Genomic DNA, 24,316 nt, shown 5'->3' on the forward strand with positions numbered 1-24,316 from the left:
ATCAGGATAATGGATTAATGGTGAATCAAATCTTTATTTCAGGCAGGGCAGCCCGATTTAGCCCACTTTAGAAAGCAGTGAAGGTCAGGGTCGTGAGCGAACGCACAATATTGGGAATATCGAGCACATTTTCATTGATGAATTTGCCGATGTCGTCGCCTTCTTTTACGTAGATCTTGGCGAGCAGATCATATTCGCCGCTCGTCGAATAGAGTTCCGAAACAATCTCACGCTGATAGAGCGTGTCCGCAACCTCATAGGTCTTGCCGGGGGCGCATTGCAGTTGCAGGAAAACGGGCTTCATATCTGTTCCTTTCGCCATATGGCGGTCAGCGGCCATAGAGCTAAATTGGCCATTATCTTTGGCTGTTTCAAGCACGGGCGGATACGCGAAATCAAGAGCGTTTCCCGTATGCAAACGGTGTTTCTATCGCAGGTTTAATTTACAGAATTGTGTTTTTAATCAATGAAGGCGATAAGACACCGCTAAAGTGGAAATAAGATAATCATTACATGCTTTATGTACTCCCAGCCGTTTTAATGCTGTTTTCACTGGCCTTTGTGGTTGTCGGTGCAATGGATAAGCTGCGCCGCCATCTCTTATGGTGTGCATTATGCTTTTTCTGCATCGGCCTGGCCATGCTTTCCCAGCTTGTCGATATACCGGCAGATGATGGTGTCAACACGCTGTTGACCACCACAATATATGTGGTCGGCACTTTATCGGGCGGGCAGGGCATTCTTCTCAGGTCCGCGCGCCGTTTGCCGCTGTGGTTCGGGATTGTCAGTTTTGGTCTGATTGTCGGTGGCGTTGTTTATTTTCTCTACGTGCAGCCCAATGCGATCAATCGCATTTACGTTGTGAATTTTGGCCTCGCATGCATGATTTTGACCTTTGTCTGGTACTTGCGCGGATTGGCGCGGGGCTCTGTCGCTGACCAGCTCATTCTGGGAATGCTGTTTTTGGTTGCGGTGCAGTTTTTTCCCCGAACACTGCTGACCGCACATTCCATTGTCGGTGATGACACGGCAGCTGACTTTGCTTTTACGCCATTCTGGCAATGGACTGTTTTTTCAACCGCTGTTGCGGGTGTCATTGCCGGTCTGGTGCTGTTTGCGGCAGCGGGGGCTGATCGGTTCAGGGAACTGGTTTATGAACGGGATACTGATCCGCTGACCGGGCTTTTAAACCGCCGTGGGCTTGAAACAGGGATGAACGCGCTGGAGCGCGGTCGCTTTTCTGGCTGGGTTGTCGCCTGCGACATCGATTATTTCAAAACGATCAACGATATTTATGGACACGCGACGGGGGACACAGTGCTCACAGAGTTCGCAGCTATTTTAAGGTCCTATTGTACTGATCGTCATCTGACGGCGCGTATCGGCGGCGAGGAATTTGTCATCTGCCTTGAGGATATGCCGAGTGATGCGGCGTTTGAGCTGGTCGAGAGCATTCGGAGAAGCGTCAAGACACGCGTTTTCTCGCGCCTGTCAAAGGATACGAGCCTGACGTGCAGTTTTGGAGTGGTCAGACTGGGGCATAAAGACGATTTCTGGCGGGCGGTGGAGCGCGCTGATAAGGTTCTTTATGAAGCCAAAGAGGCCGGTCGAGATCGGACTTTGTTTGAAGATAGAATTTCCTGAGCGTTGTGGCGTTTGAAATTCTTGCTGTGAAAACCGGATAAACTTGCTGTGATGATCAAAAATCTGACGCAGATTATGTGTTAGAAGCGTTTTTTACACTCCCGCAAAGCGAGTTATGCGTAAGCCAATGCAATTTTTATCCGCTCTGATTTCGAATTCTCCTTTTCGCTTTTCGTCATTTTTCATCATGAGTGTTGCCGCCTCTTTGAGTACGCCGTCCATGGCAATGACGGCGCTGGAAAAAGCACAACTTGAAAGGCTTGACCCTGCAACGCGTCTTGAGCAGCGTTGCGATGTCGAGGCGATGGAACGCATCAGCAAGGATAAAAGAAAGCTTTCGGTCGATAAGGTGCTGGCCTATGCCTTTTCTGACCCTGTTGCCTCAAAAAATATGATCAAAGCGGATGGCGCTGCTTTTCGCAGCCGCGAGCATTGGTACAAGCTCTCATTCGTTTGCAAAACGGATGATGAGCACATCAATGTCGTTTCCTTTGATTATCACATTGGTGAGGAGGTTCCGCAGTCTCAGTGGGACAAGCATTACCTCGTGCCATGATGATGAGAGCACCTTTATAGGTTTGCCTGAACGTCTCTATTGCGCACCATCATCCGCGCGGCAGGCTGAAAGCAGCGTGATTTCTTTGGCCGAATCGTCCGCCTCCAGATGGGTGAGAATGGCCCGTCCATCTTTTTCAGCCCAGCGATAGCTGTCCTGCTCGTCCATTGCGACATATTTCCTGAGCGCATTATGCCATTGCAGAGCAACCATTTTGCCTTCAACGTCAATGACGGCAAAAGCAGGCTCTTCGCCCGCATGAATATAGGTGACAGGCACCACGACCCCGCGTTCACAGACATAATCCGTCCGAATGACCGAATCCCGGCTGATTGTCTGGGCCAGAGCGGGGCTTGATGCGAGTGCGCTCAGAGCAAGAACGATGCCTGTATTGCGAGATTTTCTCAGCATAATGACCTCTGTTTCGTAAAGCGTTATGAAAGGTCTGGCAGAAAAAACAAAGAATTTCAATTTTTTACGGGAACCTAATTTACACTTGGCCGTTCTTCATGTGCTGGTCGTTAGATCGGCCGGGGCCCGGAGTTAATTTGCCCCCGCAATCCTAATCCGGGTCCCACTTTTAAATCTGCCGCTTCATCCTGAAATTGATAATTCTTTCCCCGGAATTCGGTTATTTGAGAAATCGGGTGAAAATTTAATTCCGCATATTTCATTATCATAGCTTATAATTTTCGAAGTGCTTTCAAATAAGAGAAAGCTTATGGCATCCTGTGTGCAAAGACCTCTGATACTCTCAGGTCAATGAAACGCGGAGAGGTGGTCATGAAAATATCGAGAGTCTCATTCACGCTTGCAGCTTTTTTAGCAACGGCGGGTATTGCCGGAACTATTCAGGTCGGTCACGCCGATCAGACATTGCTCAATGTGTCCTATGATCCGACGCGGGAGCTTTATAAGGATTACAACGCGGCTTTTGCGAAGCATTGGAAAGAGCAGACAGGTGAAAACCTGACCATCCGTGTTTCGCATGGTGGTTCGGGCAAGCAGGCACGTTCCGTTATTGATGGCGTGAAAGCGGACGTTGTCACCCTTGCCCTGGAAAGCGATATTGACGCGATTGTCGAACATTCCGGCAAAATCGACAAGGATTGGCGCAAGCGCCTTCCGCATAATTCTTCGCCTTATACATCGACGATTGTTTTTCTCGTGCGCAAGGGAAATCCGAAGGTCCTCAAGGATTGGGGCGATCTGGTCAAAGACGGGGTTGAAGTCATCACGCCCAATCCGAAGACCTCGGGCGGTGCCCGTTGGAATTATCTCGCTGCATGGGCATGGGCCAATAAGGAATATGGCGGCGATGAAGCCAGGATAAGGGAATATATCGGCGAACTTTTCCGCCATGTCCCGGTGCTTGATACGGGTGCGCGTGGTTCGACCACAACCTTTGTGCAGCGTCAGTTGGGTGATGTTTTGCTGGCCTGGGAAAATGAGGCCTATCTTTCCATCGCTGAATTCGGCGACAATGCCTTTGATATTGTGGTGCCGCCGCAGTCTATTCTGGCAGAACCACCGGTTGCGCTGGTTGACAAAAATGCTGATGACAATGGAACCCGTAAGGTTGCGCAGGCCTATCTCGAATATCTCTATTCACCGGAAGGTCAGGCCCTTGCCTCCAAGCATTTCTATCGTCCATCCGAGCCGGATATTGTGCCTGCTGACCAGAAACGTGATTTTCCGAAGCTCGACCTTGTAACGATTGACGACCCGGTTTTCGGCGGTTGGGCCAAGGCGCAGCCTTATCACTTTGGCGATGGCGGCACTTTTGACCAGATTTACAAACCGGGTAAATGAGCCTCTGTCAGGGCAGTGATTGCTGAGAAAGACCAATAAAAGGGAGCAAATATTGATGTCTTCGCACCCTGCACGGGTCAGAGCAGGGTGGCATTTCAGAAAACCGAGCGTTGTTCCGGGCTTCGGACTGACGTTCGGTTTTAGTGTCGCCTATTTGACTCTCCTCATTCTCATTCCGCTTGCAGCCCTCGTGCTGCGCTCAACAGATGTTGGCTTTGCCGGCTTCTGGCGGATCATCACCGATGAACGCACGTTAAAGGCACTTGAAACCAGCTTTGGCACCGCTTTCATTGCTGCAGTCATTAATGTGATTTTCGGTGTTATTCTCGCATGGGTTCTCGTGCGCTATCGTTTTTTCGGTCGCAGGTTTATCGATGCAATCGTTGATATTCCCTTCGCGCTTCCCACAGCCGTTGCTGGTATCGCGCTCGCTTCAATCTATGCGCCCAATGGCTGGATTGGCAGTCTGCTGGCGCCTTTCGACATTCGCATTGCTTTCACCCGTGCCGGCATCGTTGTGGCGCTGATTTTCATCGGGCTGCCATTTGTGGTGCGCACGGTGCAGCCCATCATGGAAGAGATCAGCCGGGAGGTCGAGGAGGCGGCGGCAACGCTTGGCGCATCGCGTTTTCAGACGATCTGGCAGGTTTTGCTGCCCGCATTGCAGCCCGCAATTCTTACCGGCTTTGCACTGGCTTTCGCGCGCGGGGTGGGCGAATATGGCTCGGTCATTTTCATAGCAGGCAACACGCCTTATGTTTCGGAAATTGCTCCGCTGCTCATCGTGATCCGGTTGGAGGAATATGATTATGCCGGTGCAACGGCGCTTGCGACTGTGATGCTCGCACTTTCATTTGCCATGCTGCTGTTGATCAATCTGATCCAGTCGTGGTCAAGAAAGAGGTATGGCTATGGCGCGTGACCATGTTTCTCCTGCGCGCAGCGCTGTGAGCGAAAGCCTGCCAACGCGTATTGTGCTGATCAGCATAGCGCTGATCTTTTTGTTGCTGTTTCTTATCCTGCCGGTGGTGGCCGTTTTTGTCGAAGCCTTCCGTAAAGGCACGGGCGAATATCTGGCAGCCTTGGCGGAGCCCGATGCATGGGCCGCAATTCGGCTGACATTGCTCGTTGCGGTTATCTCTGTTCCGGTCAATCTGGTTTTTGGTGTCGCGGCTGCATGGGCGATTGCCAAATATGAGTTCAAAGGCAAGGCGCTTCTGACAACGCTGATCGATCTGCCTTTTTCGATATCACCGGTGATTTCGGGTCTGGTTTTTGTGCTGCTTTTTGCAAGCCACGGCTTGCTGGGGCCGTGGCTTGAAAGCCATAATATTCAAATCCTGTTTGCTGTTCCGGGCATTGTCCTGGCAACGCTTTTTGTGACGTTTCCGTTTGTGGCGCGCGAGCTTATTCCGCTGATGCAGGAGCAGGGAAGCGGTGATGAAGAAGCAGCCATTTCGCTGGGCGCCAATGGTTGGCAGACCTTTCGTTATGTCACTTTGCCCAATATCAAGTGGGGCCTTCTCTACGGTGTCTTGCTGTGTAATGCCCGCGCAATGGGCGAATTCGGCGCTGTTTCGGTGGTGTCAGGACACATCCGCGGCCTCACCAACACCATGCCGCTGCATGTCGAGATTCTCTACAATGAATATAATTTCGTTGCGGCTTTCGCGGTTGCATCTTTGCTGGCCTTGCTTGCCCTTGTGACCTTGGCGGCCAAAGCTTTTCTGGAGATGCGTTATGGTGATGAACTGGCTGGCAGTAACGGGCATTAAAAACTAAATTGTCCAAAAGAAAATAAGCCGCCCATGCTTTGGCTGAGCAGTCGGTGGTAGGGGAAAGGATCGGGAATGGAAGTTCGTGTCGCCGGTGTGCGTAAAGAGTTTGGTCGCTTTCCGGCATTGCATAACGTGTCGCTGGATATTCGTTCGAGTGAACTGATTGCTTTGCTTGGTCCGTCCGGATCGGGCAAAACAACCTTGTTGCGTCTGATTGCCGGTCTTGAACGGCCCACAGAAGGGGCGATTTTTTTTGGTGATGAGGATGCGTCGCATAAGAGCGTGCAGGAGCGCAATGTTGGCTTCGTGTTTCAGCATTATGCGCTGTTTCGCCATATGACGGTCGCCGAGAATATCGGTTTTGGCCTCAAGGTTCGCCCTGGCAGCACCCGTCCGCCTTCCGCCGAGATCCGGCGTCGTGCACTCGAATTGCTTGATCTGGTGCAGTTGAAGGGACTGGAAAATCGCTATCCAACGCAGCTTTCCGGTGGGCAGCGTCAGCGCGTTGCGCTGGCCCGCGCCATGGCGATTGAGCCAAAGGTTCTGCTGCTTGATGAACCCTTTGGCGCACTTGACGCGCAGGTGCGTAAGGAATTGCGCCGCTGGCTACGCGAAATTCATGACCGCACCGGCCATACGACCGTGTTTGTCACGCATGATCAGGATGAAGCGCTGGAGCTTGCGGATCGCGTGGTGGTGATGAGCCAGGGGCGGATTGAACAGATCGGTACCCCGGATGAGGTTTATGATCAGCCGAACTCGCCTTTTGTTTATGGCTTTATTGGTGAATCCAGCACGCTGCCGGTAAGGATTGAAAAAGGGGAAGTCTGGCTGGCGGATCGCAATATCGGACTGGTGGCTGATGGCGCGGACGATGGCGAAGCACAGCTCTTCTTCCGCCCGCATGATGTCGAGTTGCTTGATGGCTGTGGGGGCTGCATCGCAGGCACAGTTATTGCCAGCCGAAGATCGGGGGGCAAGAGGCGGGTCGAGCTTGAAATCGGCGGGGCGCGTCAACGTGTCGAGATCGAGATTCCGGCCGAACATCCAGCGGCTGAAAAAAGCCGCATCGCTTTCCGTCCGCGCTATTGGCGGATTTTCGGACATGACCGAGCATCTCAAGCGGATGAAAAAGCAGAGGTTTTGGCTCAAGGCCATTCATAATTCAGGCGTATCGCCCCGATTTTATCCATCAGACATCCGCATTGGCGGGTGTCTTTTTCATTTTAGAAACAAAGAGTATCGGCAGAGCATTTTCGAAATCTATTCTTCAGAGTGGTATTATTCTTATTTTCAGTATGTTAGGGTTGTAGAAACCGCTCATTTTATAACGCAACATTAATGTTCGGAAAGAATTGTGCGTTGCGATCTAAACGATTTGAATATCTCCACAGACTGTCGTCGCATTTTTGTCAAATGAGGACGACATTCAGGGAACCGAATACGGATATTGTCGTTTTTCTGCATTGAAATTCAATCTAATATCCATCCGCCGCATTTCACTCATTCCCTTCGGAAAGGCTGTTAAGGCACATGCCGGAATTGTCTTCTTCGCCGTCTCATTCGTCCATTGCCGATCATAAGACTTCGGATCAAATTCCGCCCGAACAACCTTCTCCGATACGTGCGCTTTACAAAAGCGAGGATGAACTGCGTGAACTCGCAGCCTCCGTTGCACGTGGTGAAGAACTGGCATTACCCGGTTATCAGTCTTTTGAGTTCGATCAGCGCCTGTCTGAAAATGGCAAGCTGATCCTGCATGCCTATCGCTCGTCGGATGCGGCGTCTCGCGCTGGCGAAACCATCACGCCGGCGGCGCAATGGTTGCTCGATAATCATTATCAGATCGACAAGACGGTCCAGCAAACCCGCCGCGATCTCCCGCGCAAATTCATCCGGCAATTGCCACCCTATGCCGCCCGCGATGAAAAATTTAAGGACATGCCACGTATTTTTGCGCTGGCATGGCTCTATGTCGCGCATACCGACAGCAATTTCTCGCTCAAATCACTCACCGCGCTGGTTCAGGGTTTTCAGACGGTTGAGCCGCTCAAAATCGGTGAATTGTGGGCGCTGCCATCCGCTGTTCGCTATTTTCTGATCGAGAATGCACGCCGGTTGGCGCTGCGCGTGGATCGCGCGCGCAATATGCGCAATCTTGCCAATACCGCAGCAGACCGTATCGTCGTTGCCGCCAATGGCGACGAGCTTGATACGGTTCTTGCACAATATGCGCAGGCGGCACGCGACAGTACCTTTGCCACCCATCTTCTCTATCGTCTGCGCGGCGCTTCCACCGATACATCGGCTGCGGCCAGCTGGCTTGAGCATATTCTTGAGCAGGAGGGCAGCAATCCAGAGGACGCCATCGTTGAAGAACATGCGCGCCAGTCGACCGGCGGCGTGACGATGGGCAATGCGATCAGCAGCCTGAAACGCATTGACGATATTGATTGGGAAACCTGGTTTGAAACCGTCAACGAGGTCGATGCGATCCTGCGCGACCACAGCGATTTCGAACTGCTCGATTTCCGCTCGCGCAATGCCTATCGCGTGACAATTGAAAAGCTCGCGCGCTTTTCAAATATGAGCGAAATCGACATCACCTGGGCGGCGCTCAAACTTGCAGAAGAAAGCAAGGCAAACGGACCAGAGGCAAACGGGCAGGAAGGCAGAGGTTCTATTGCCTATTACCTTTCGGGTGAAGGGCGTACAGAACTTGAAAAGGTCTGCGGCTACAAAGCACCCTTTGGCGTCAAAGCCCTGCGCTTTTATCGCAATCTTGGCCTTTTGGGCTTCTTTATCCCGACAGCCATTTTCACGATTTTGATTCTGCTGGGCGTCAATTACTGCATGAGCAGGGCCGGGCTTTCGGCTGATTGGCGCTTGCTGTTCACGCTTCTGGCACTTTTCCCGGCGATGGATGCGTCCTATTCGCTGTTCAATGCGCTGGTGCCGTGGTTTGTTCAGCCGACGCGTCTGATCGGTTTTGAATATAAGGAAGGGCTTCCCGTCGAGGCGCGCACGCTTGTTGCAGTCCCGACGCTGATCAATTCTCGCGATTCCATTGACGAGCAGATCCGTAACCTTGAAGTTCACTATCTTACCAATCCGCGTGGTGAAATCTATTTCGCACTGGTGAGTGACTGGGTTGATGCCAAGCAGGAAATTACACCTGCTGATATGGAAATTTACGAATATGCGCGCGATGAAATTGCCAAGCTCAATGAGCATTATACCGGCAATGAACAGCCGCGTTTCTTCTTGCTGCATCGCCGCCGTCTGTTTAACGAAAAGCAGAGCTGCTGGATGGGCTGGGAGCGCAAACGTGGCAAGTTGCATGAGCTGAACCTGCTTTTGCGCGGCGATCAGGATACGAGCTTCTTCCCACCTGATGAGCGCCTGCCGAAAGATGTCAAATTTGTCATGACGCTGGACGCGGATACACGGCTTACGCCTGAATCCGTGACCAATCTGGTTGGCAAGCTCAGCCATCCGCTCAACCGTCCCGTCTTTGATGAAAAGACCGGTAAGGTGGTTCGTGGTTATGGCATCCTGCAGCCACGCGTGACGCCATCTTTGACAACGGGTGATGAAGCCTCGTTCCTGCAACGTGTCTTCTCGGTCAATCGCGGCATCGATCCTTATGTCTTTGCAGTTTCTGATTCCTATCAGGATCTGCTGGGTGAAGGCAGCTTCACCGGTAAAGGCCTGTATGACATCGACGCTTTTGAAACCGCGTTGAAAGGCCGTGTGCCGGAAAACACGCTTCTCAGCCACGATCTGCTGGAAGGCGGCTATGCGCGTGCAGCACTCGTCAGCGATGTTGAAGTGGTTGAAGATTATCCGACCGGCTATAATGTCGACGTGTCGCGTCATCACCGATGGGCGCGTGGTGACTGGCAGCTTCTGCCATGGCTTTTCTCGACAAGCCGCGGCGTCAGCAACGTTACCCGCTGGAAGATGATCGACAATCTGCGCCGGTCGCTTAATCCTATCCTCTGGCTGATCGCTTCGGTTGTTGGGTGGAGCATTCTGCCGATTGGACCGGCTGCCGTCTGGCAGGCCTTCCTGATCGTCAGCATGTTTGTGGCGCCGACCTTTGGCATCATCACCAATCTCATTCCGTCCAATATGGACTATTCGCTCAAAGGCCACGCGCAGTCGGTTCTCACCGATATTGCTCTTGGTACTGCGGATGTGGCGCTTCGCACCACCTTCATTGCCCATTCCGCTTTCCTGATGGCCGATGCGATTGCACGCACGATCTATCGTTTGTTTGTCTCGCGCCGTGATCTTCTGGAGTGGCGCACGGCTGCACAGGCCAAGTCATCGCCTGATACGCTTTTGTTCTATTTCCAGCTGATGTGGCCAGCCATTGTCATCGCAGGGCTTGCAATTTTCTTTCCGCTCGCCGCGCAAAGCCATGCGGCAATGATCGCCGCGCCCTTTGCGGTGATCTGGTTTGCATCGCCGCTGATAGCATGGCTTGTGAGCCGTTCGGCCAAGCCGCAGGATACGCTGGAAGTTCTCTCTTCCGATAAGGCTGATCTGCGCCGCTATGCACGCCGCACATGGCGCTATTTTGCTGAGTTTGCCAACGAGGAAAACAACCATCTTCCGCCGGATAACTTTCAGGAAGACCCGGCTCCGATTGTCGCGCAGCGAACCTCGCCTACCAATATCGGCGTTTATCTTCTCTCGGTCATTGCTGCGCGTGACTTTGGTTGGATCGGCTTTGCCGAGACGATGAACCGCGTTGAAGCCACCGTCACGACGCTTGAGAAGATGGAGAAATATCAGGGCCATCTCTATAACTGGTATGAGACAAACACGCTGACGCCGATGCGTCCGCTTTATGTCTCCGCCGTGGATAGCGGCAATCTTGCCGGTCATCTTGTGACGCTTTCTTCGGCTTTGGAAGAATGGGCGGAAGCGCCTTCGGTTTATCTTCAGGCTGATCTCGACGGCATTATCGACGTCAATGATGTGCTTGAGGAAGCGATTGCAAAAATCCCGGATGATCGCCGGATTTTGCGCCCGCTGCGTCGTCGTCTGGAAGAGCGGATTGCCAATTTCCGCCGTGCGGTGCGCACCATCAAGGACGAGCCGGAAACAGCCTCCTTCCGCACCATCAATCTGTCGCTCTTTGCGACGGACATTGTGCGCCTGATGGAAGAGCTCGATAGTGAAATTGAAACGCCAGCAAGCGCTGAGGCAAAGGAATGGGCCAATATTCTGGTCGATACCTGCAAGGCGCATACGGATGATTCCGTTGGCGATCGCAACACAGATGAGCTGCGTGAGCGCCTGCGCGATCTCGCAGGGCGCTCGCGCCAGCTGGCATTCGATATGCAGTTTGGCTTCCTCGAACGCAAAGAACGTCGTTTGTTGTCGATCGGTTTCCGCGTTCAGGAAAACGAACTCGATGAAAGCTGTTACGATCTCCTGGCATCCGAAGCCCGTCTTGCAAGCCTGTTTGCGATTGCAAAGGGCGATGTGCCTGTTGAACATTGGTTCAAGCTCGGTCGCCTTCTGGTGCCTGTTGGCTGGAAGGGCGCGTTGCTCTCCTGGTCAGGCTCGATGTTCGAATATCTGATGCCACCGCTGGTCATGTCCGAACCGCTTGGCTCCCTGTTGGATCAGACCAATAAGCTCGTTGTGCAGCGCCAGATTGATTATGCAACCTCGCGTGGTCTGCCATGGGGCATTTCGGAAGCGGCGTTCAATGCGCGGGATGCGCATATGAACTACCAGTATTCCAATTTTGGCGTGCCAAATCTGGGTCTCCAGCGTGGACTTTCGCGTAACGCCGTTATCGCGCCTTACGCAAGCTTGCTTGCATCGCAATATCAGCCAGCGGCTGCGGTTGCCAATCTGAAGCGTCTGGAAAAGCTTGGTGCACTGGGCCGTTATGGTTTCCACGATTCGGTGGATTTCACCCCGTCGCGTGTTCGCGAAGGTGAAACCTATGCGGTCGTAAAAAACTACTATGCCCACCACCACGGCATGGCCATTATCGCGGTCAACAATGTGATTTTCGAAGGCCGTATGCGGGAACGCTTCCATTCCGACCCGGTGATCGAAGCAGCAGAACTTCTGTTGCAGGAAAAAGCACCACGCGAAATTCCGATGATCTACGCAAAGACCGAAAATCCGATGCGTGTGGATTCGGGTGGCTTCGACGATGCGCCAATGCGCATCATCGACGTTCCTTTCAAGGCACCGCGCACAACGCATATGATGTCGAACGGCCAATATGCGCTGATGGTTACGGCCAACGGTTCCGGTTACAGCCGCTGGCACAATTGGGACATCACCCGTTTCCACGCCGATGCCTCGGAAGACTTGCAGGGCACATTCCTGTTCCTGCGTGACATGGAAAGCGGCTATTCATGGTCGGCAACCGGCGAGCCTGTGCGCAACCCGGATGAAGAAACCAAGACTGTCTTCACGGAAGACAAGGCTGAGTTCTACAAAACCGCAGGCGACATCAAGACGGTCATGGAAGTGATTGTCTCGTCTGAATCCGATGGTGAAGGCCGCAGGCTCGACATCATCAACACCTCTGCGCGCGATCGCATCATTGAGGTCACGTCTTATGCGGAACTGGTGCTGACCGACAGCGACAGCGATGCGGCGCATCCGGCCTTTGCCAAGATGTTTGTTGAAACCGAAATCGCTGATAACGGTTCGACCATCTACGCCAAGCGCCGTAAACGTGCGCCGTCCGACCCGGATATTCATGTAGCGCATTTTGTGACCGATCTTTCGGGCTCTATCCGCGAAACGGAAGTCGAAACCGATCGCCGTGCCTTTATCGGTCGGGGCCGTTCGCTGCGTGATGCGGCAGCCTTCGATGAAGGTGCAAAGTTTACGGGAAGTCAGGGCTGCGTGCTTGATCCGATTGCATCGGTGCGCACACGTGTCCGCGTTCCGGCACATAAAAAGGTCAGCCTTGTTTTCTGGACCTTTGCGGGTGGAAGCCGCGATGCGGTTGAACATGCGGTGGCAACGCATCGCCATCCAGAAACCTTTGCGCGGGAATATTCACTCTCATGGACAAGCTCGCAGGTTCAGCTTTATCATATCGGTATCAAGCCTGCGGAAGCTGCTGACTATCAGAAGGTTGCCGCCTATCTGCTTTATCCGGAGCGCAATCTGCGTCAGCCGCCGGAAACCATTGCAGCCGGACTTGGCAAGCAATCCAACCTCTGGCCGATGTCGATTTCGGGTGACTATCCGATCTTTGCCCTGCGCATCGACAACGAGGTTGATCTTGATGTGTTGCGCGGCGTGCTGCGTGCACAGGAATACTGGCGCAGCAAGGGCCTTATCGTTGATGTGGTTGCGGTCAATGAACGCGCCTTCTCCTATGCGCAGGATACGCAACGTGCGATTGACTGGATCGTGGAAGGCTTCCGCGCACGCGGTGGCGGTCTGCCGCATATCTTTGCGGTGCGGCGCGATCAGATGAGCGAGGAAAGCTATAATACACTTCTGGCTTCTGCGCGTATCGTCATGCATGCGCAGAACGGTCCGCTTGCCGAGCAGTTGCGTCGCAGTGAGGAAATCACTGTCGATTTGGCTGCACGCAGTGATGCCAAAACACCGGCCACTGCACAGCAGGGGCTTGGTTCTGCGGGGCTTGGGCCGATTGCGCTTGAACGCGGCTCAGAAGAGCGTCGTCTGGTTGCAAAGCCGAAACCAGTCACTCTGCCGGCTCCATCAGGCGATGATCTCGAGTTCTGGAATGGCTATGGCGGCTTTGCGCAGGACGGCAGCTATGTTGTGCGCATCAACAACCGCACGACCACGCCGCATCCGTGGATCAACGTGATCGCCAATCCGAATTTCGGCTTCCATGTCTCGGCAGAGGGGTCGGCTTTCACATGGGCAGGCAACAGTCGCGATTATCAGCTCACCCCATGGGCGAATGATCCGGTCACCAACCGTCCGGGCGAGGCAATCTATATTCTCGACCGTGAAACGGGCCGCAGCTTTGCTCCAACGGCCAATGTGCTGCGCGACGAGGCGGTCACCTATGAAGCGCGCCACAGCCATGGTTACAGCACTTTTGCCGCTCAGCATGGCGAACTGGCACTCGAACTGACCCATATTGTCGATGCTGAAAAGCCTGTCCGGCTTTCGCGTCTGACGATCACCAATAAGGGCCGTTCCAAGCGTAAGCTGCGCGCTTATGGCTATGCTGAATGGGTGCTGGGCAATGCCCGCTCCAAGAATGTGCCGTTCATCGTTCCATCGCAGGATGAAGAACTGGGCGCACTCTTCGCAGGCAATCCTTATCACCCGGACAAGTCCGGTCAGGTGGCCTTCTTTGCGGCGAGCGAAAAGCCGCAATCGGTAACGGCTGACCGTGGCGAATTCATCGGCACGACCGGATCGGTGGATCGCCCTGAAATCGTGCTTGCAGGCAAGCCGCTTTCCAACACGGTTGAGGCCGGGCGCGATCCTTGTGCAGCGCTTGCCATCGATATTGAAGTCAATCCGGGTGAAAGCCGTGAAATTGTCTTCCTGCTCGGCAATGCTGCCGATCAGATGCAGGCAAAAGCGCTTGTCGAACAAAGCCGCAAGGCTTCGTTTGACGACAAGCTTGAGGGCGCGCGCAGATATTGGGAAGGTCTGTTCGACCGCGTACAGGTCAAGACACCGGATCCGGCATTCGACCTGCTGATCAATGGCTGGTTGCCCTATCAGGCGATTGCCTGCCGTATCTGGGCCCGCGCTGCCTTTTATCAGGCCAGCGGCGCGTTTGGCTTCCGTGATCAGTTGCAGGATACGCTCTCACTTCTGCTGATCGATCCGTCGCTGGCACGTGCGCAGATCCTCAATGCCGCTTCGCGTCAGTTCCCGGAAGGCGATGTTCAGCATTGGTGGCTGCCTGCAACCGGTGCAGGTGTTCGCACGCTGATCTCGGATGATGTGGTCTGGCTCGGCTATGGCACGTCGCTTTACGTCCAAACCACTGGCGATGATGCGATTCTCGATGAAAAGCTGGCCTTCCTTGAGGGACGCAAGCTGGAAGAGGGCGAACATGATGCTTTCTTTGAGCCGGAAATCTCGGATCAGACAGCAAGTCTTTACGAGCATTGTGCGCTGGCGCTTGATCTGGCGATCAAACGCACCGGCAAGCATGGCTTGCCGCTGATGCTGGGCGGCGACTGGAACGATGGCATGAACCTTGTCGGCGTGAAGGGCGAGGGCGAGAGTGTGTGGCTCGGCTGGTTCCTTGCCTATACGCTGAAGCAGTTCATCCCGATTGCCCAGTCGCGCAATGATATGCGCGCAACAGCGTGGGCGAACCATCTTGAAAGCCTGACCAAAGCGCTTGATCGCGATGGCTGGGATGGTGAATGGTATCGTCGTGGCTTTTTCGACAATGGCGCGCCGCTTGGCTCAAAAGACAGCGATGAATGCCAGATTGATGCCATTGCACAGTCGTGGAGCGTGTTGTCGGGCGTTGCCGATCCAAAGCGGTCCGAGCAGGCCATGGCTTCGCTTGAGAAATATCTGCTCGATGATCAGGGCGAATTGCTGCGTCTCTTCACGCCGCCTTTTGACAAGACGGTGCAGGAGCCGGGTTACATCAAGGGCTATCCTCCGGGCGTTCGTGAGAATGGCGGTCAGTATACCCATGGTGCAACATGGGCCATTCTGGCGCTCGCCCGCATGGGCAAGGCCGCTGAGGCATGGCGTTTGTTCTCGCTCATCAGCCCGGTCAATCATGGTCGCAACCCGGATGTTTATCGCGTTGAGCCATATGTGATTGCAGCCGATATCTATTCGGTTGAGCCGCGGCGCGGACAGGGTGGCTGGACCTGGTATACGGGGTCTGCCGGCTGGTTCTACCGCGTTGCGACTGAGGGTATTCTTGGCGTTACCAAACGCGGCAATCGCTTGCATCTTGATCCGGCCTTGCCGCCGGAATGGGAGGGCTATGAAGCAGAACTTCGTTTCGGCGAAGCGCTCTATCGCGTGAAGGTGATCGCCGGTGCCAAGGACAAGGTGATCAGGCTCAATGGCCGCAAGGTCGGCAAACCAGATGAAGGCGTGCCGATCAAGACGGATGGTGAACATGAAATCATCGTAGAGCTTCCCAAATCTGAATGAAGCATTTAAAAAGGCAGGTGAAAACCTGCCTTTCTTTTTGCTGCCAAGCATTTGGTTTGGCTGAAGCACATGCTCATGCAATGGAGGCCGTCATGGCCAAAACCGATATCGCGCGGCGCGTCTATAATCACGCATGGAAGCTTGATCCGATTGTCCGCAGCCTGCTGGATACGGACTTTTACAAACTTCTGATGTTGCAGATGATCTGGGGGCTTTACCCCAAAGTGGATGCGACCTTTGCACTTATCAACCGCACGACGACTGTGCGCCTTGCTGATGAGATTGACGAAGGTGAGTTGCGCGCACAGCTTGATCACGCCCGCACGCTGCGCTTCACCAAGAAGGAAATGATCTGGCTGGCGGGTAACAGCTTTTATGGTCGAAAGCAGATTTTCCAGCCGGAGTTTCTCAACTGGCTGCATGATTTCCAGCTGCCGGAATATGATCTGCGCCGCAAAGACGGCCAGTATGAGCTGCATTTCCATGGTCCATGGTCGCACACCACCATGTGGGAAATTCCCGCACTTGCCATCATCAATGAATTACGCTCGCGCGCTGCGATGAAAAACCTCGGGCCTTTCTCGCTTGATGTGCTCTATGCTCGCGCCAAAGCCAAGATGTGGAGCAAGGTCGAGCGGTTGCGCGAACTGCCAGACTTGAAGATTTCCGATTTTGGTACGCGTCGCCGTCATTCGTTTCTGTGGCAGCGCTGGTGCGTTGAAGCACTCAAAGAAGGTATCGGCAGCGCCTTTACCGGCACCAGCAATGTGTTGCTGGCAATGGATACTGATCTTGAAGCGCTTGGCACCAATGCGCATGAATTGCCAATGGTGCTGGCAGCGCTGGCCAATACGGATGAAGAACTGCGCAGTGCGCCTTATCGCGTGTTGCAGGACTGGAACCGCTATTATGGTGGCAATCTTCTTATCGTTCTGCCGGATGCTTTTGGCACGGCTGCTTTCCTGCGCAATGCGCCGGACTGGGTTGCGGATTGGACAGGCTTCCGCCCAGACAGCGCACCGCCCATTGAAGGCGGCGAACGTATCATTGAATGGTGGAAGTCACGCGGCAAAGACCCACGCGAAAAGCTGCTGATTTTCTCGGATGCGCTCGATGTCGATACAATTGAGGAAACCTATCGCCATTTTGAAGGCCGCGTTCGCATGAGCTTCGGCTGGGGCACCAACCTCACCAATGATTTTGCCGGCTGCGCACCGACAACGATCCATGGTCTCAAGGCGATATCGCTCGTTTGTAAGGTGATTGATGCCAATGGACGCCCGGCGGTCAAACTTTCCGACAACCCACAGAAAGCAACCGGCGACCCGAAGGAAGTCGAGCGCTATTTGAAATTCTTCGGCAATGAGGAACGTGTAGAGCAGCTCGTCAGAGTGTGACGAGCTGCGGTTTGTCTATTCCATCAATCGGGCCGTGCCGGAAAGGCGGATAGATTCGCCCCTCACGTGGCCGATTTCTGCGCGCAGATGTGAGGGCACGCCCATATCCTCGCCTTGGATGACTTCAATAGCGCCGCCATGCGGCCAACCCAGATCACGCAGATAAGCGGCAAAGGCCGCAGTCGATGCACCTGTCGCCGGGTCTTCATACACGCCGCCAGACGCAAAAGGATTGCGGCTGTGGAAGCGCTGTGGTGTCTCCGAATGCACCAGAAGGATCGTGGTCCAGCCCTGCCGGTTCATCAGCACCCGCCCACGCGGAAGGTCATAATGCATGGCGGCAAGCTTTTCGCGTGAGCGCAATGCCAATACGATATGATCAGCGCCTGCATGGATGAGTGCTGGCGGGATGCCCGGTGCGAGATCGTCCTTTTCATAGTTGAACAGCGCGAGCGCCTGCTCAATTTCGATCTCAGAGGCCGCACGGTTTCGCGTGGATGGCGATTGAAGGCTTGCAGAGAACAGATCGCCCTCTTTGCGGCCTTCTACCTTTATTGTCGTATTGTTGAGCATAAGCGTAAAAGCACCATCGCCTTCACGCATGGCCAGCGCTGCACCGAGTGCAATTGTGGCATGGCCACAAAAAGGGACTTCCATTTCCGGCGCAAAATAGCGCACACGAAAGCCTCCGGCTTCCGGCATGGCGAAAGCCGTTTCCGAAAAGCCTACATTGTGAGCGATTGTCTGCATGTCTTGAGCAGAGGGAAGTTTTTCAGAAATCAGCACACCGGCAGGATTGCCGCCCTGATTACCTTGCGAGAAGGCGGCTATACGCAAGACGTTCAATGACATGTCCTTTGCCTATCTTCGATTCTCTCCCGCCCCCCTCTTATAGAAGGCGCGCGATGCGTCGGGTCAAGGGAGCAATTATGCTCAATCGCGCATTTCTGTTGCCCATGGAGGATTGGCGCCTGCACGCGAAACGGTTACCGCGGCTGCACGAACGCCCAGCGCTATGGCGGAGTGAATCTGGTCTTCGTCCAGCTGGGCGAGGGCATGTTTGTTAAGCAGTCCCTGACTATGCAGGCTTGCGAGGATACCGGCATTGACCGTGTCGCCCGCACCAACCGTATCCACCACATCGACTTTAACGCCGGGAACACGGATGGTCGCGTTTACGCTATAGGCATCGGCACCATGCGCACCTTTGGTAATCACGATGAGCTTAGGCCCAAGCGTGAGCCATCGGGCGGCAATCTCGTCATGACTGCCCTTTTCACCGAACCATTCGAGGTCTTCGTCGGATAGTTTCACAATATCGGCAAGGGCGATCATGCGCTTCATGCGCGCCAGATGCTTTTCGCGGTCAGTGATGAAGCCCGTGCGAATATTCGGATCGAGAAAAATGACGCGCTTGGATGCTTCGCGCGTCATCAGTGCTTCATAGACACGCCCGCATGGCTCTGAAATCAGGCTGATACAGCCAAACAGCAGTGCATCAATTCTATCATCGATCTCCGGGATGTCGTTTTCCGAAAGCATCCGCAGCGCTGTGTTTTCATCGTAAAATGCATAGCGTGCCTGCCCGTCAACGAGCCGCACAAAGGCCAGTGTTGTCGGACGGTCAGAGATTGCCGAGAAGGAGTAATCGACATTGGAGCGCGCAAGCGCGTCGCGCAAAACCTCGCCGAAAAAATCTGACGAAAGACCGCAGAAAAATCCGGTCGGAACGTTAAGCCGCCCAAGTGCGATCGATGTGTTGAACACCGAACCACCGGCCAAAGGCATGAAGGCCGTTTCTCCCTCTGCCGTCTGGCGAGGGAGCATGTCGATCAGGGCTTCACCGCAGCATAGAATCATAGAATTCGTCTTTCAATTATACGTGCTGGCCACCATTGATGTGAATTTCCGCACCCGTGACATAGGATGAGGCTTCCGAGCACAGATAATAGATTGTTTCGGCCACTTCTGATGTTTTTCCAAGCCGCCGCATCGGCAATTGCTCGACGAGCTTTTCCGTACCCGGCGAAAGAATCGCCGTATCGATTTCGCCCGGCGCAATGGCGTTCACGCGGATACCATGGGGACCGAAATCGGAGGCCATTTCGCGGGTCAGTGCTGCAAGCGCTGCTTTGGATGTTGCATAGGCAGTGCCTGCAAACGGATGCACGCGGCTACCTGCAATGGACGTCACATTGACCACAGAACCCTGCGCTGCTTCCAGTTCTTTGAACAGCCCGCGTGCGAGCATGATCGGGGCCATGAAATTCACCTGAAACACATCACGCCACGCGGCCATTGGCGTTTCAATCGAGTTCAGGCGGCGACCGCCTTCGGCTTTGGGCGAAATGCCGGCATTGTTGACGAGCGCGTGCAACTTGCTGCCATTGGCTTCCAGTCTGCGCCGGATTTCAGAAATGGCTTTGCCAATATCTTCCTGATCGGCAAGATCGACTTTGATATGATCTTCCGGACCCGCCGGCCAAGGACAGTTTTCTGAAAAATCCTGTCGCGAACAGGTGATGACGCGCCAGCCGGCGCGGGAAAAACGTTTGACCGTCGCATGCCCTATGCCGCGGCTGGCGCCTGTCAGAACAAGCGTTTTGCGTTCCGCGGCAACATCGGGACGGGACGTATCGGTTGGGGAAATTGTAGACATGGCAACCTCACTCTCAATCTTTGAATAGACTAAGCCGCTCAGGATTTCGAGTGGATTCAACCGATCAGGCCGTTGGATGCTTCACTTGACCGCGATAAGGGCCGGTTGACGACCGGCCCTGAACGAATTTTATCGTGAATTGCCCATGATAATATCGAGAAGCGTGGTTGAATCACGCGGTTTCTGTTGTCCGCCGACGCTGGCAGGCGGCATTGGCTGAGCGTTATGATCCATACCCGTTGCGGTACCGGCCGGATAATCGGCTGTCGTGCCCTGCTGGATCGTGTTGCGCGCAGGCGAATCGGGTGCCGGTGGCCAATAGCCATCATCGTCATTGCCTGCCATAGGCGGATTGCCATAGCCGCCCTGCGGTGTCATGCCGGGTTCATAAGGCAGGTTCGGATCAATGCCATCGCTGCCGCCGGGAACCACGTTCTGAATATCGTAATGCCCGGGCAATTCTGCGATGGGCACGCCCTTATGGGCTTCCTTCATAAAGGCTTTCCAGGCGGCCACCGGAAGCGTGGAGCCGAACACCCGCTTCATGCCCTTGCCGTCATCATTGCCAAACCACACACCTGTGGTGAGATTGGCGGTATAACCGATAAACCACGCGTCACGGAAATTCTGGCTGGTGCCGGTTTTACCTGCTGCTGGCCAGCCGAAGGCCGCGCGCTTGGCAGTTCCGTCCTCCACTGTCTTGCGCAGCATAGCATTCATCATGCCGACATTGCGCTCATCAATCACGCGCGGACCAATACCGTCTTGCCTCTGATAGAGAACCTTGCCCTGTGCATCTGTGACTTTGGTGATGAAATAAACAGGCGCACGATAACCGCCATTGGCAAAAGGCACATAGGCATCGGTCAGTTCCAGAAGCGATACTTCCGAGGTGCCCAGTGCGAGCGAGGCATTGGGCTCAAGCTTTGACTGAACGCCAAGGCGGTGTGCGGTGTCGATCACGGTCTGCGGGCCGACCTCCATCACCAGCTGCGCTGAGACGGAATTGAGCGAATGGGAGAGGGCGGTGGCAAGCGTGACTTCGCCCATATATTTCCCGTTATCGTTGCTGGGCGTCCAGTTGCCAATCCGCACCGGCGCATCATTGCGCACTGAATCCGGTGTGCGGCCCTGTTCGAGTGCGGAGAGATAAACGAATGGCTTGAAGGATGAGGCAGGCTGGCGCTTGGCATCGGTCACGCGGTCAAACTGGCTGGCGGCATAATCATACCCCCCCACCAAGGCACGCACAGCACCCGTACCATCAATGGAAACGAGCGCCCCCTGGCTCACATTCATCTTCTTTCCGTTTTCGGAAATCTGATCCTTGATTGCTTCTTCACCGATATGCTGGAGGTTAAGATCGATGGTTGTCTCAACCGTGATGTCGCTTTTGGTGTCGCCGATCAGCTCTGGCAATTCTGCCACGACCCTGTCTGCAACGTAATTTTCCGAGCCTTGCCAATAGGATGCAGCGCGTGTGGGCGGTTCGCTTTCGGCAATTGCCACCTGACGATCATCGATCATGCCTTCTTCACGCATGGCACCAAGCACCAGCCTGGCACGTGCTGCGGCAGCTTCCGGGTCCCGCGCAGGCGAAAGCCGCGATGGCGCTTTGAGAAGCCCGGCCAGCGTTGCAGCTTCCATAAGGTTCACGTCTTTGGCGGATTTGTTGAAATAGCGGCGCGATGCCGCATCCACACCATAAGCACCCGAGCCGAGATAGACGCGGTTGAGATACATCTCCAGAATCTGGTCTTTGGTATATTTGTGCTCAAGCCAGAGGGCGAGCATCACTTCCTGAACTTTGCGCTCCAGCGTGCGATCCGGTGACAGGAACAGGTTTTTAGCAAGCTGCTGTGTGAGCGTTGAGCCACCCTGTACGGCGCGACCTGATATGATGTTGGTTATGACGGCACGTGCAAGACCAATCGGATCAATACCGAAATGCGACATGAAGCGGCGATCTTCGATTGCCATGACGGCTTGCGGTATAAATGGTGACATTTCGTGCAAGCCCACAGCCTGTCCGCCGGTGGTGCCGCGATTGGCAATCAGATTGCCTTGAACATCGACAATGCGCACGTTTGGTGGCCTGTCGGGAATTGCCCAGTCGGTTGTTGGTGGCATTTTGGCTGCGAAATAGACAAGCATGCCGGCAAAGGCGATGCCGCCCCAGAGGCCGAGCACCAGACACCAGTAAACAGCGCGGCGGACAAAACCAAAAAAACCACCGCGTTTTTTTTTGGCGCGGCGCGCACCGCGTGTTTCACGATCTTTCGACGGTTTGGCTTTACGTTGGGGCCGGGCCATGCGTTCCTCTTCGTCGACGCGAAATACGTCCTCTTCCTGTTCCGGCTTTTTACCGAAAGAAGGTTCGATCCGCCCGTTTCTGCCGTCTCGCGATGCCATGTCTGTTTAGATCCGCCCCGTATTCTTATCGTCTGCCGTCATCATAACCGGCTTAAATGATCAAACCCTGCACATAGGAAGGGCGTTTATCGCCTGAAGGGTAAATGCGGCAGTTTAAAGGGGTGTAAATTGGCAATTAACAAAAAAGCCTAAGATTAAGCACAAAATGAGAAGGCCCCGCAATGCGGGGCCTTCAAAGCAGTCTATCTGATCAGATCAGATTAGAACTTGTATGCAACGCCGAGACGAACTTCGTTGGTCTTGAACTTGTCGCGGATCGAGGCAACACCATCGGTGCCAAAGTCGAAGTTCTTGCGACCGTAATCGGTGTAACGGTATTCAAGGCGAACGATGACGTTGTCGGTTGCAGCATAGTCAACGCCTGCACCAGCAGTCCAGCCGGTAAGGGTCTTGCTCTGCTCAACGCTGACAGAATCAATGCCATTTGTTGCCGACAGCGTGTTCTTGACCTGACCGAATGCTACACCACCAGCGATGTAAGGCAGGAAGCGATCAACTGCGTAACCGGCACGTGCACGAACGGCACCCGACCAGCGCAGCTTGCTTTCAAGAGATGCAGAATCCGTACCATCGGTAATCGAATAGCTGTCCTTGAGGTTGTTGTAGGTTACGTCACCGTCGATACCCAGAACAACGCTGTTGCCGAGGTCGAAGTTGTAACCTGCATAAAGACCACCGAGGAAGCCATCGGGCTTGATGTTAAGCGCACCGGCTTCGCCAAACTGGCTGAAGCGCGACTTGCCCCAACCGTAGCCAATCTGACCACCGAGGTAAGCACCGTTCCATGTGAACGTTGGAGCAACAACAACCGGAGCTGGCTCTTCGTAAACGATAGCGTCTGCAGCTTTTGCGCCAGTTGCAGCAACGAGAGCAACGGTCGACGCGAGAAGAAGGGTCTTGAGCTTCATAATAGGCCTCCACTTGGGAAATAGGGATAATAAACTGTTGTCCCTAATATAGGCCATGGATCGGGAATGTCTGTAGCAAGAAGGACACAGTCACTTCTTAGTCGCAAAAAATGGGTATTTCCGGGCTTTTGTCTTAAAAACCCGCGAAAAATGGTTATCAAATGCTTAAAATTGGCCTCTAAATGATACCAAAGTGGTATTTGGGCATCCGTTGCGTTGCGCGCATCAGGTCTTGATTGCGGGGAAATGCATGCATGCGTTAGGGCAACATCGCATCGCGAAAAATGCGAAGCGGTTTTCGGACGACATGCGCGATAAGAAAAATAAAGGGAGCGTTCTGTTCGGAACGCTCCCTGAAGCCGCCATTTGATTGCGCTTTACGCGTGCGCGAAAATATCCGTCTCAGGCCAGCCCATCAGATCAAGTTCTGAGCGGGTTGGCAGAAACTTGAAGCAGGCCTCAGCCTGTCTGGTGCGGCCATCGCGTTCCAGACGCTGTTCAAACACAGCTTTGAGCCGATGCAGATAAAGAACGTCAGATGCTGCATATTCAAGCTGTGCCTGTGACAGAACCTCTGCCGCCCAGTCCGATGACTGCTGCTGCTTTGAGATAGAAACGTCAAGCAGCTCGCCGCAGATTTCTTTCAGGCCATGGCGGTCTGTATAGGTGCGGGTGAGCTTGGATGCGATCTTCGTGCAGAAAACCGGCTGCGGCATGGTGCCAAAAGCGTGCGCCAGCACAGCAAGGTCGAAGCGGCCAAAATGAAAGATCTTGGTGATCGAACGATCTTTCAGAAGCTTGACCAGATTGGGCGCCTTCTTCTGGCCTGCTTCAATCTGGATCACGTCTGCCGTGCCGTCACCGGGCGAAATCTGCACCACGCAAAGGCGGTCGCGATGCGGATTAAGGCCGAGCGTTTCGGTGTCGATTGCCACCGAATCCACCTGATAATGCTCAAGGTTCGGCAGATCGTGTTTATGAAAACGGATAGTCATTGA

16 protein-coding genes are annotated in these 24,316 nt (G+C 54.1%); 8 read left to right on the top strand and 8 right to left on the bottom strand.

Going from position 1 to position 24,316, the window contains the following annotated elements; genetic code table 11:
• Positions 1–67: 67 nt before the first annotated feature.
• Positions 68–304 (bottom strand): Lrp/AsnC ligand binding domain-containing protein, encoded by a 237-nt coding sequence (locus ABE527_RS01165; RefSeq protein ID WP_265982679.1) that lies wholly within the window; start codon positions 302–304, stop codon positions 68–70.
• A 209-nt stretch (positions 305–513) separates the two neighbouring features.
• Between ABE527_RS01165 and ABE527_RS01170 the strand changes: the two genes are divergently transcribed.
• Both ABE527_RS01170 and ABE527_RS01175 read left to right on the top strand, forming a co-directional pair.
• Complete coding sequence (locus ABE527_RS01170; protein WP_499693295.1) at positions 514–1,644, top strand: GGDEF domain-containing protein; 1,131 nt, start codon at positions 514–516, stop codon at positions 1,642–1,644.
• 187 nt (positions 1,645–1,831) lie between these two features.
• Positions 1,832–2,200 carry a DUF930 domain-containing protein gene (locus ABE527_RS01175; RefSeq protein WP_265983817.1) on the top strand — a complete coding sequence of 123 codons (369 nt, stop codon included), beginning with the start codon at positions 1,832–1,834 and terminating at the stop codon, positions 2,198–2,200.
• A gap of 36 nt (positions 2,201–2,236) precedes the next feature.
• On the opposite strand, the gene ABE527_RS01180 is transcribed toward ABE527_RS01175, so the two are convergent.
• On the bottom strand, positions 2,237–2,611 hold the full coding sequence (locus ABE527_RS01180) for a lysozyme inhibitor (RefSeq protein WP_323054526.1): 375 nt from the start codon (positions 2,609–2,611) through the stop codon (positions 2,237–2,239).
• Between the two features lie 372 nt (positions 2,612–2,983).
• On the opposite strand from ABE527_RS01180, the gene ABE527_RS01185 reads away from it, so the two are divergent.
• From ABE527_RS01185 to pncB, 6 genes are all read left to right on the top strand, one after another.
• Entirely contained in the window at positions 2,984–4,012 is a 1,029-nt protein-coding gene (locus ABE527_RS01185) for a sulfate ABC transporter substrate-binding protein (RefSeq protein WP_499695846.1), read from the top strand.
• 55 nt (positions 4,013–4,067) lie between these two features.
• The gene (gene cysT / locus ABE527_RS01190; RefSeq protein WP_265982682.1) at positions 4,068–4,934 is read left to right on the top strand and encodes a sulfate ABC transporter permease subunit CysT; all 867 of its coding nucleotides are present in this window, start codon (positions 4,068–4,070) and stop codon (positions 4,932–4,934) included.
• Positions 4,924–5,787 (top strand): sulfate ABC transporter permease subunit CysW, encoded by an 864-nt coding sequence (cysW, locus tag ABE527_RS01195; RefSeq protein WP_499693648.1) that lies wholly within the window; start codon positions 4,924–4,926, stop codon positions 5,785–5,787. The genes cysT and cysW overlap by 11 nt, the downstream gene beginning before the upstream one ends.
• Before the next feature lie 75 nt (positions 5,788–5,862).
• Positions 5,863–6,954, top strand: a complete 1,092-nt coding sequence (locus ABE527_RS01200; RefSeq protein ID WP_265982683.1) for a sulfate/molybdate ABC transporter ATP-binding protein — start codon at positions 5,863–5,865, stop codon at positions 6,952–6,954.
• A 369-nt stretch (positions 6,955–7,323) separates the two neighbouring features.
• On the top strand, positions 7,324–15,921 hold the full coding sequence (locus tag ABE527_RS01205; RefSeq protein WP_499695847.1) for a glycoside hydrolase family 94 protein: 8,598 nt from the start codon (positions 7,324–7,326) through the stop codon (positions 15,919–15,921).
• A gap of 92 nt (positions 15,922–16,013) precedes the next feature.
• Positions 16,014–17,318, top strand: coding sequence for a nicotinate phosphoribosyltransferase (pncB, locus tag ABE527_RS01210; protein WP_265982685.1), 1,305 nt, complete (start codon positions 16,014–16,016; stop codon positions 17,316–17,318).
• A 15-nt stretch (positions 17,319–17,333) separates the two neighbouring features.
• Here the strand turns inward: pncB and ABE527_RS01215 are convergent, their stop codons facing one another.
• The 6 genes from ABE527_RS01215 to ABE527_RS01240 form a co-directional block, all read right to left on the bottom strand.
• Positions 17,334–18,164, bottom strand: a complete 831-nt coding sequence (locus tag ABE527_RS01215) for a PhzF family phenazine biosynthesis protein (protein ID WP_265983819.1) — start codon at positions 18,162–18,164, stop codon at positions 17,334–17,336.
• Between the two features lie 87 nt (positions 18,165–18,251).
• Positions 18,252–19,178: a carbohydrate kinase family protein gene (locus tag ABE527_RS01220; protein ID WP_499693297.1), complete on the bottom strand. Its 927-nt coding sequence runs from the start codon at positions 19,176–19,178 to the stop codon at positions 18,252–18,254.
• A gap of 16 nt (positions 19,179–19,194) precedes the next feature.
• Complete coding sequence (locus tag ABE527_RS01225) at positions 19,195–19,977, bottom strand: SDR family NAD(P)-dependent oxidoreductase (RefSeq protein ID WP_265982687.1); 783 nt, start codon at positions 19,975–19,977, stop codon at positions 19,195–19,197.
• Between the two features lie 129 nt (positions 19,978–20,106).
• The gene (locus ABE527_RS01230; protein ID WP_265982688.1) at positions 20,107–22,389 is read right to left on the bottom strand and encodes a transglycosylase domain-containing protein; all 2,283 of its coding nucleotides are present in this window, start codon (positions 22,387–22,389) and stop codon (positions 20,107–20,109) included.
• A gap of 221 nt (positions 22,390–22,610) precedes the next feature.
• Positions 22,611–23,318 carry an outer membrane protein gene (locus tag ABE527_RS01235; RefSeq protein WP_499695848.1) on the bottom strand — a complete coding sequence of 236 codons (708 nt, stop codon included), beginning with the start codon at positions 23,316–23,318 and terminating at the stop codon, positions 22,611–22,613.
• A gap of 377 nt (positions 23,319–23,695) precedes the next feature.
• Positions 23,696–24,313 carry a ribonuclease D gene (locus ABE527_RS01240; protein WP_265982690.1) on the bottom strand — a complete coding sequence of 206 codons (618 nt, stop codon included), beginning with the start codon at positions 24,311–24,313 and terminating at the stop codon, positions 23,696–23,698.
• Between the last annotated feature and the right edge of the window lie 3 nt (positions 24,314–24,316).

The sequence above is a fragment of the Brucella sp. TWI432 genome (assembly GCF_039674445.1).
Taxonomy (GTDB): Bacteria; Pseudomonadota; Alphaproteobacteria; order Rhizobiales; family Rhizobiaceae; genus Brucella; species Brucella chromiisoli.

What these genes read in the sequence shown, in the direction of transcription:
- ABE527_RS01165 (WP_265982679.1), bottom strand. Translation starts at nt 304, where the DNA reads ATGAAGCCCGTTTTCCTGCAACTGCAATGCGCCCCCGGCAAGACCTAT.
- pncB (WP_265982685.1), top strand. Translation starts at nt 16,014, where the DNA reads ATGGCCAAAACCGATATCGCGCGGCGCGTCTATAATCACGCATGGAAG.
- cysW (WP_499693648.1), top strand. Translation starts at nt 4,924, where the DNA reads ATGGCGCGTGACCATGTTTCTCCTGCGCGCAGCGCTGTGAGCGAAAGC.
- ABE527_RS01175 (WP_265983817.1), top strand. Translation starts at nt 1,832, where the DNA reads ATGAGTGTTGCCGCCTCTTTGAGTACGCCGTCCATGGCAATGACGGCG.
- ABE527_RS01200 (WP_265982683.1), top strand. Translation starts at nt 5,863, where the DNA reads ATGGAAGTTCGTGTCGCCGGTGTGCGTAAAGAGTTTGGTCGCTTTCCG.
- ABE527_RS01225 (WP_265982687.1), bottom strand. Translation starts at nt 19,977, where the DNA reads ATGTCTACAATTTCCCCAACCGATACGTCCCGTCCCGATGTTGCCGCG.
- cysT (WP_265982682.1), top strand. Translation starts at nt 4,068, where the DNA reads ATGTCTTCGCACCCTGCACGGGTCAGAGCAGGGTGGCATTTCAGAAAA.
- ABE527_RS01205 (WP_499695847.1), top strand. Translation starts at nt 7,324, where the DNA reads ATGCCGGAATTGTCTTCTTCGCCGTCTCATTCGTCCATTGCCGATCAT.
- ABE527_RS01180 (WP_323054526.1), bottom strand. Translation starts at nt 2,611, where the DNA reads ATGCTGAGAAAATCTCGCAATACAGGCATCGTTCTTGCTCTGAGCGCA.
- ABE527_RS01240 (WP_265982690.1), bottom strand. Translation starts at nt 24,313, where the DNA reads ATGACTATCCGTTTTCATAAACACGATCTGCCGAACCTTGAGCATTAT.
- ABE527_RS01235 (WP_499695848.1), bottom strand. Translation starts at nt 23,318, where the DNA reads ATGAAGCTCAAGACCCTTCTTCTCGCGTCGACCGTTGCTCTCGTTGCT.
- ABE527_RS01230 (WP_265982688.1), bottom strand. Translation starts at nt 22,389, where the DNA reads ATGGCATCGCGAGACGGCAGAAACGGGCGGATCGAACCTTCTTTCGGT.
- ABE527_RS01170 (WP_499693295.1), top strand. Translation starts at nt 514, where the DNA reads ATGCTTTATGTACTCCCAGCCGTTTTAATGCTGTTTTCACTGGCCTTT.
- ABE527_RS01220 (WP_499693297.1), bottom strand. Translation starts at nt 19,178, where the DNA reads ATGATTCTATGCTGCGGTGAAGCCCTGATCGACATGCTCCCTCGCCAG.
- ABE527_RS01185 (WP_499695846.1), top strand. Translation starts at nt 2,984, where the DNA reads ATGAAAATATCGAGAGTCTCATTCACGCTTGCAGCTTTTTTAGCAACG.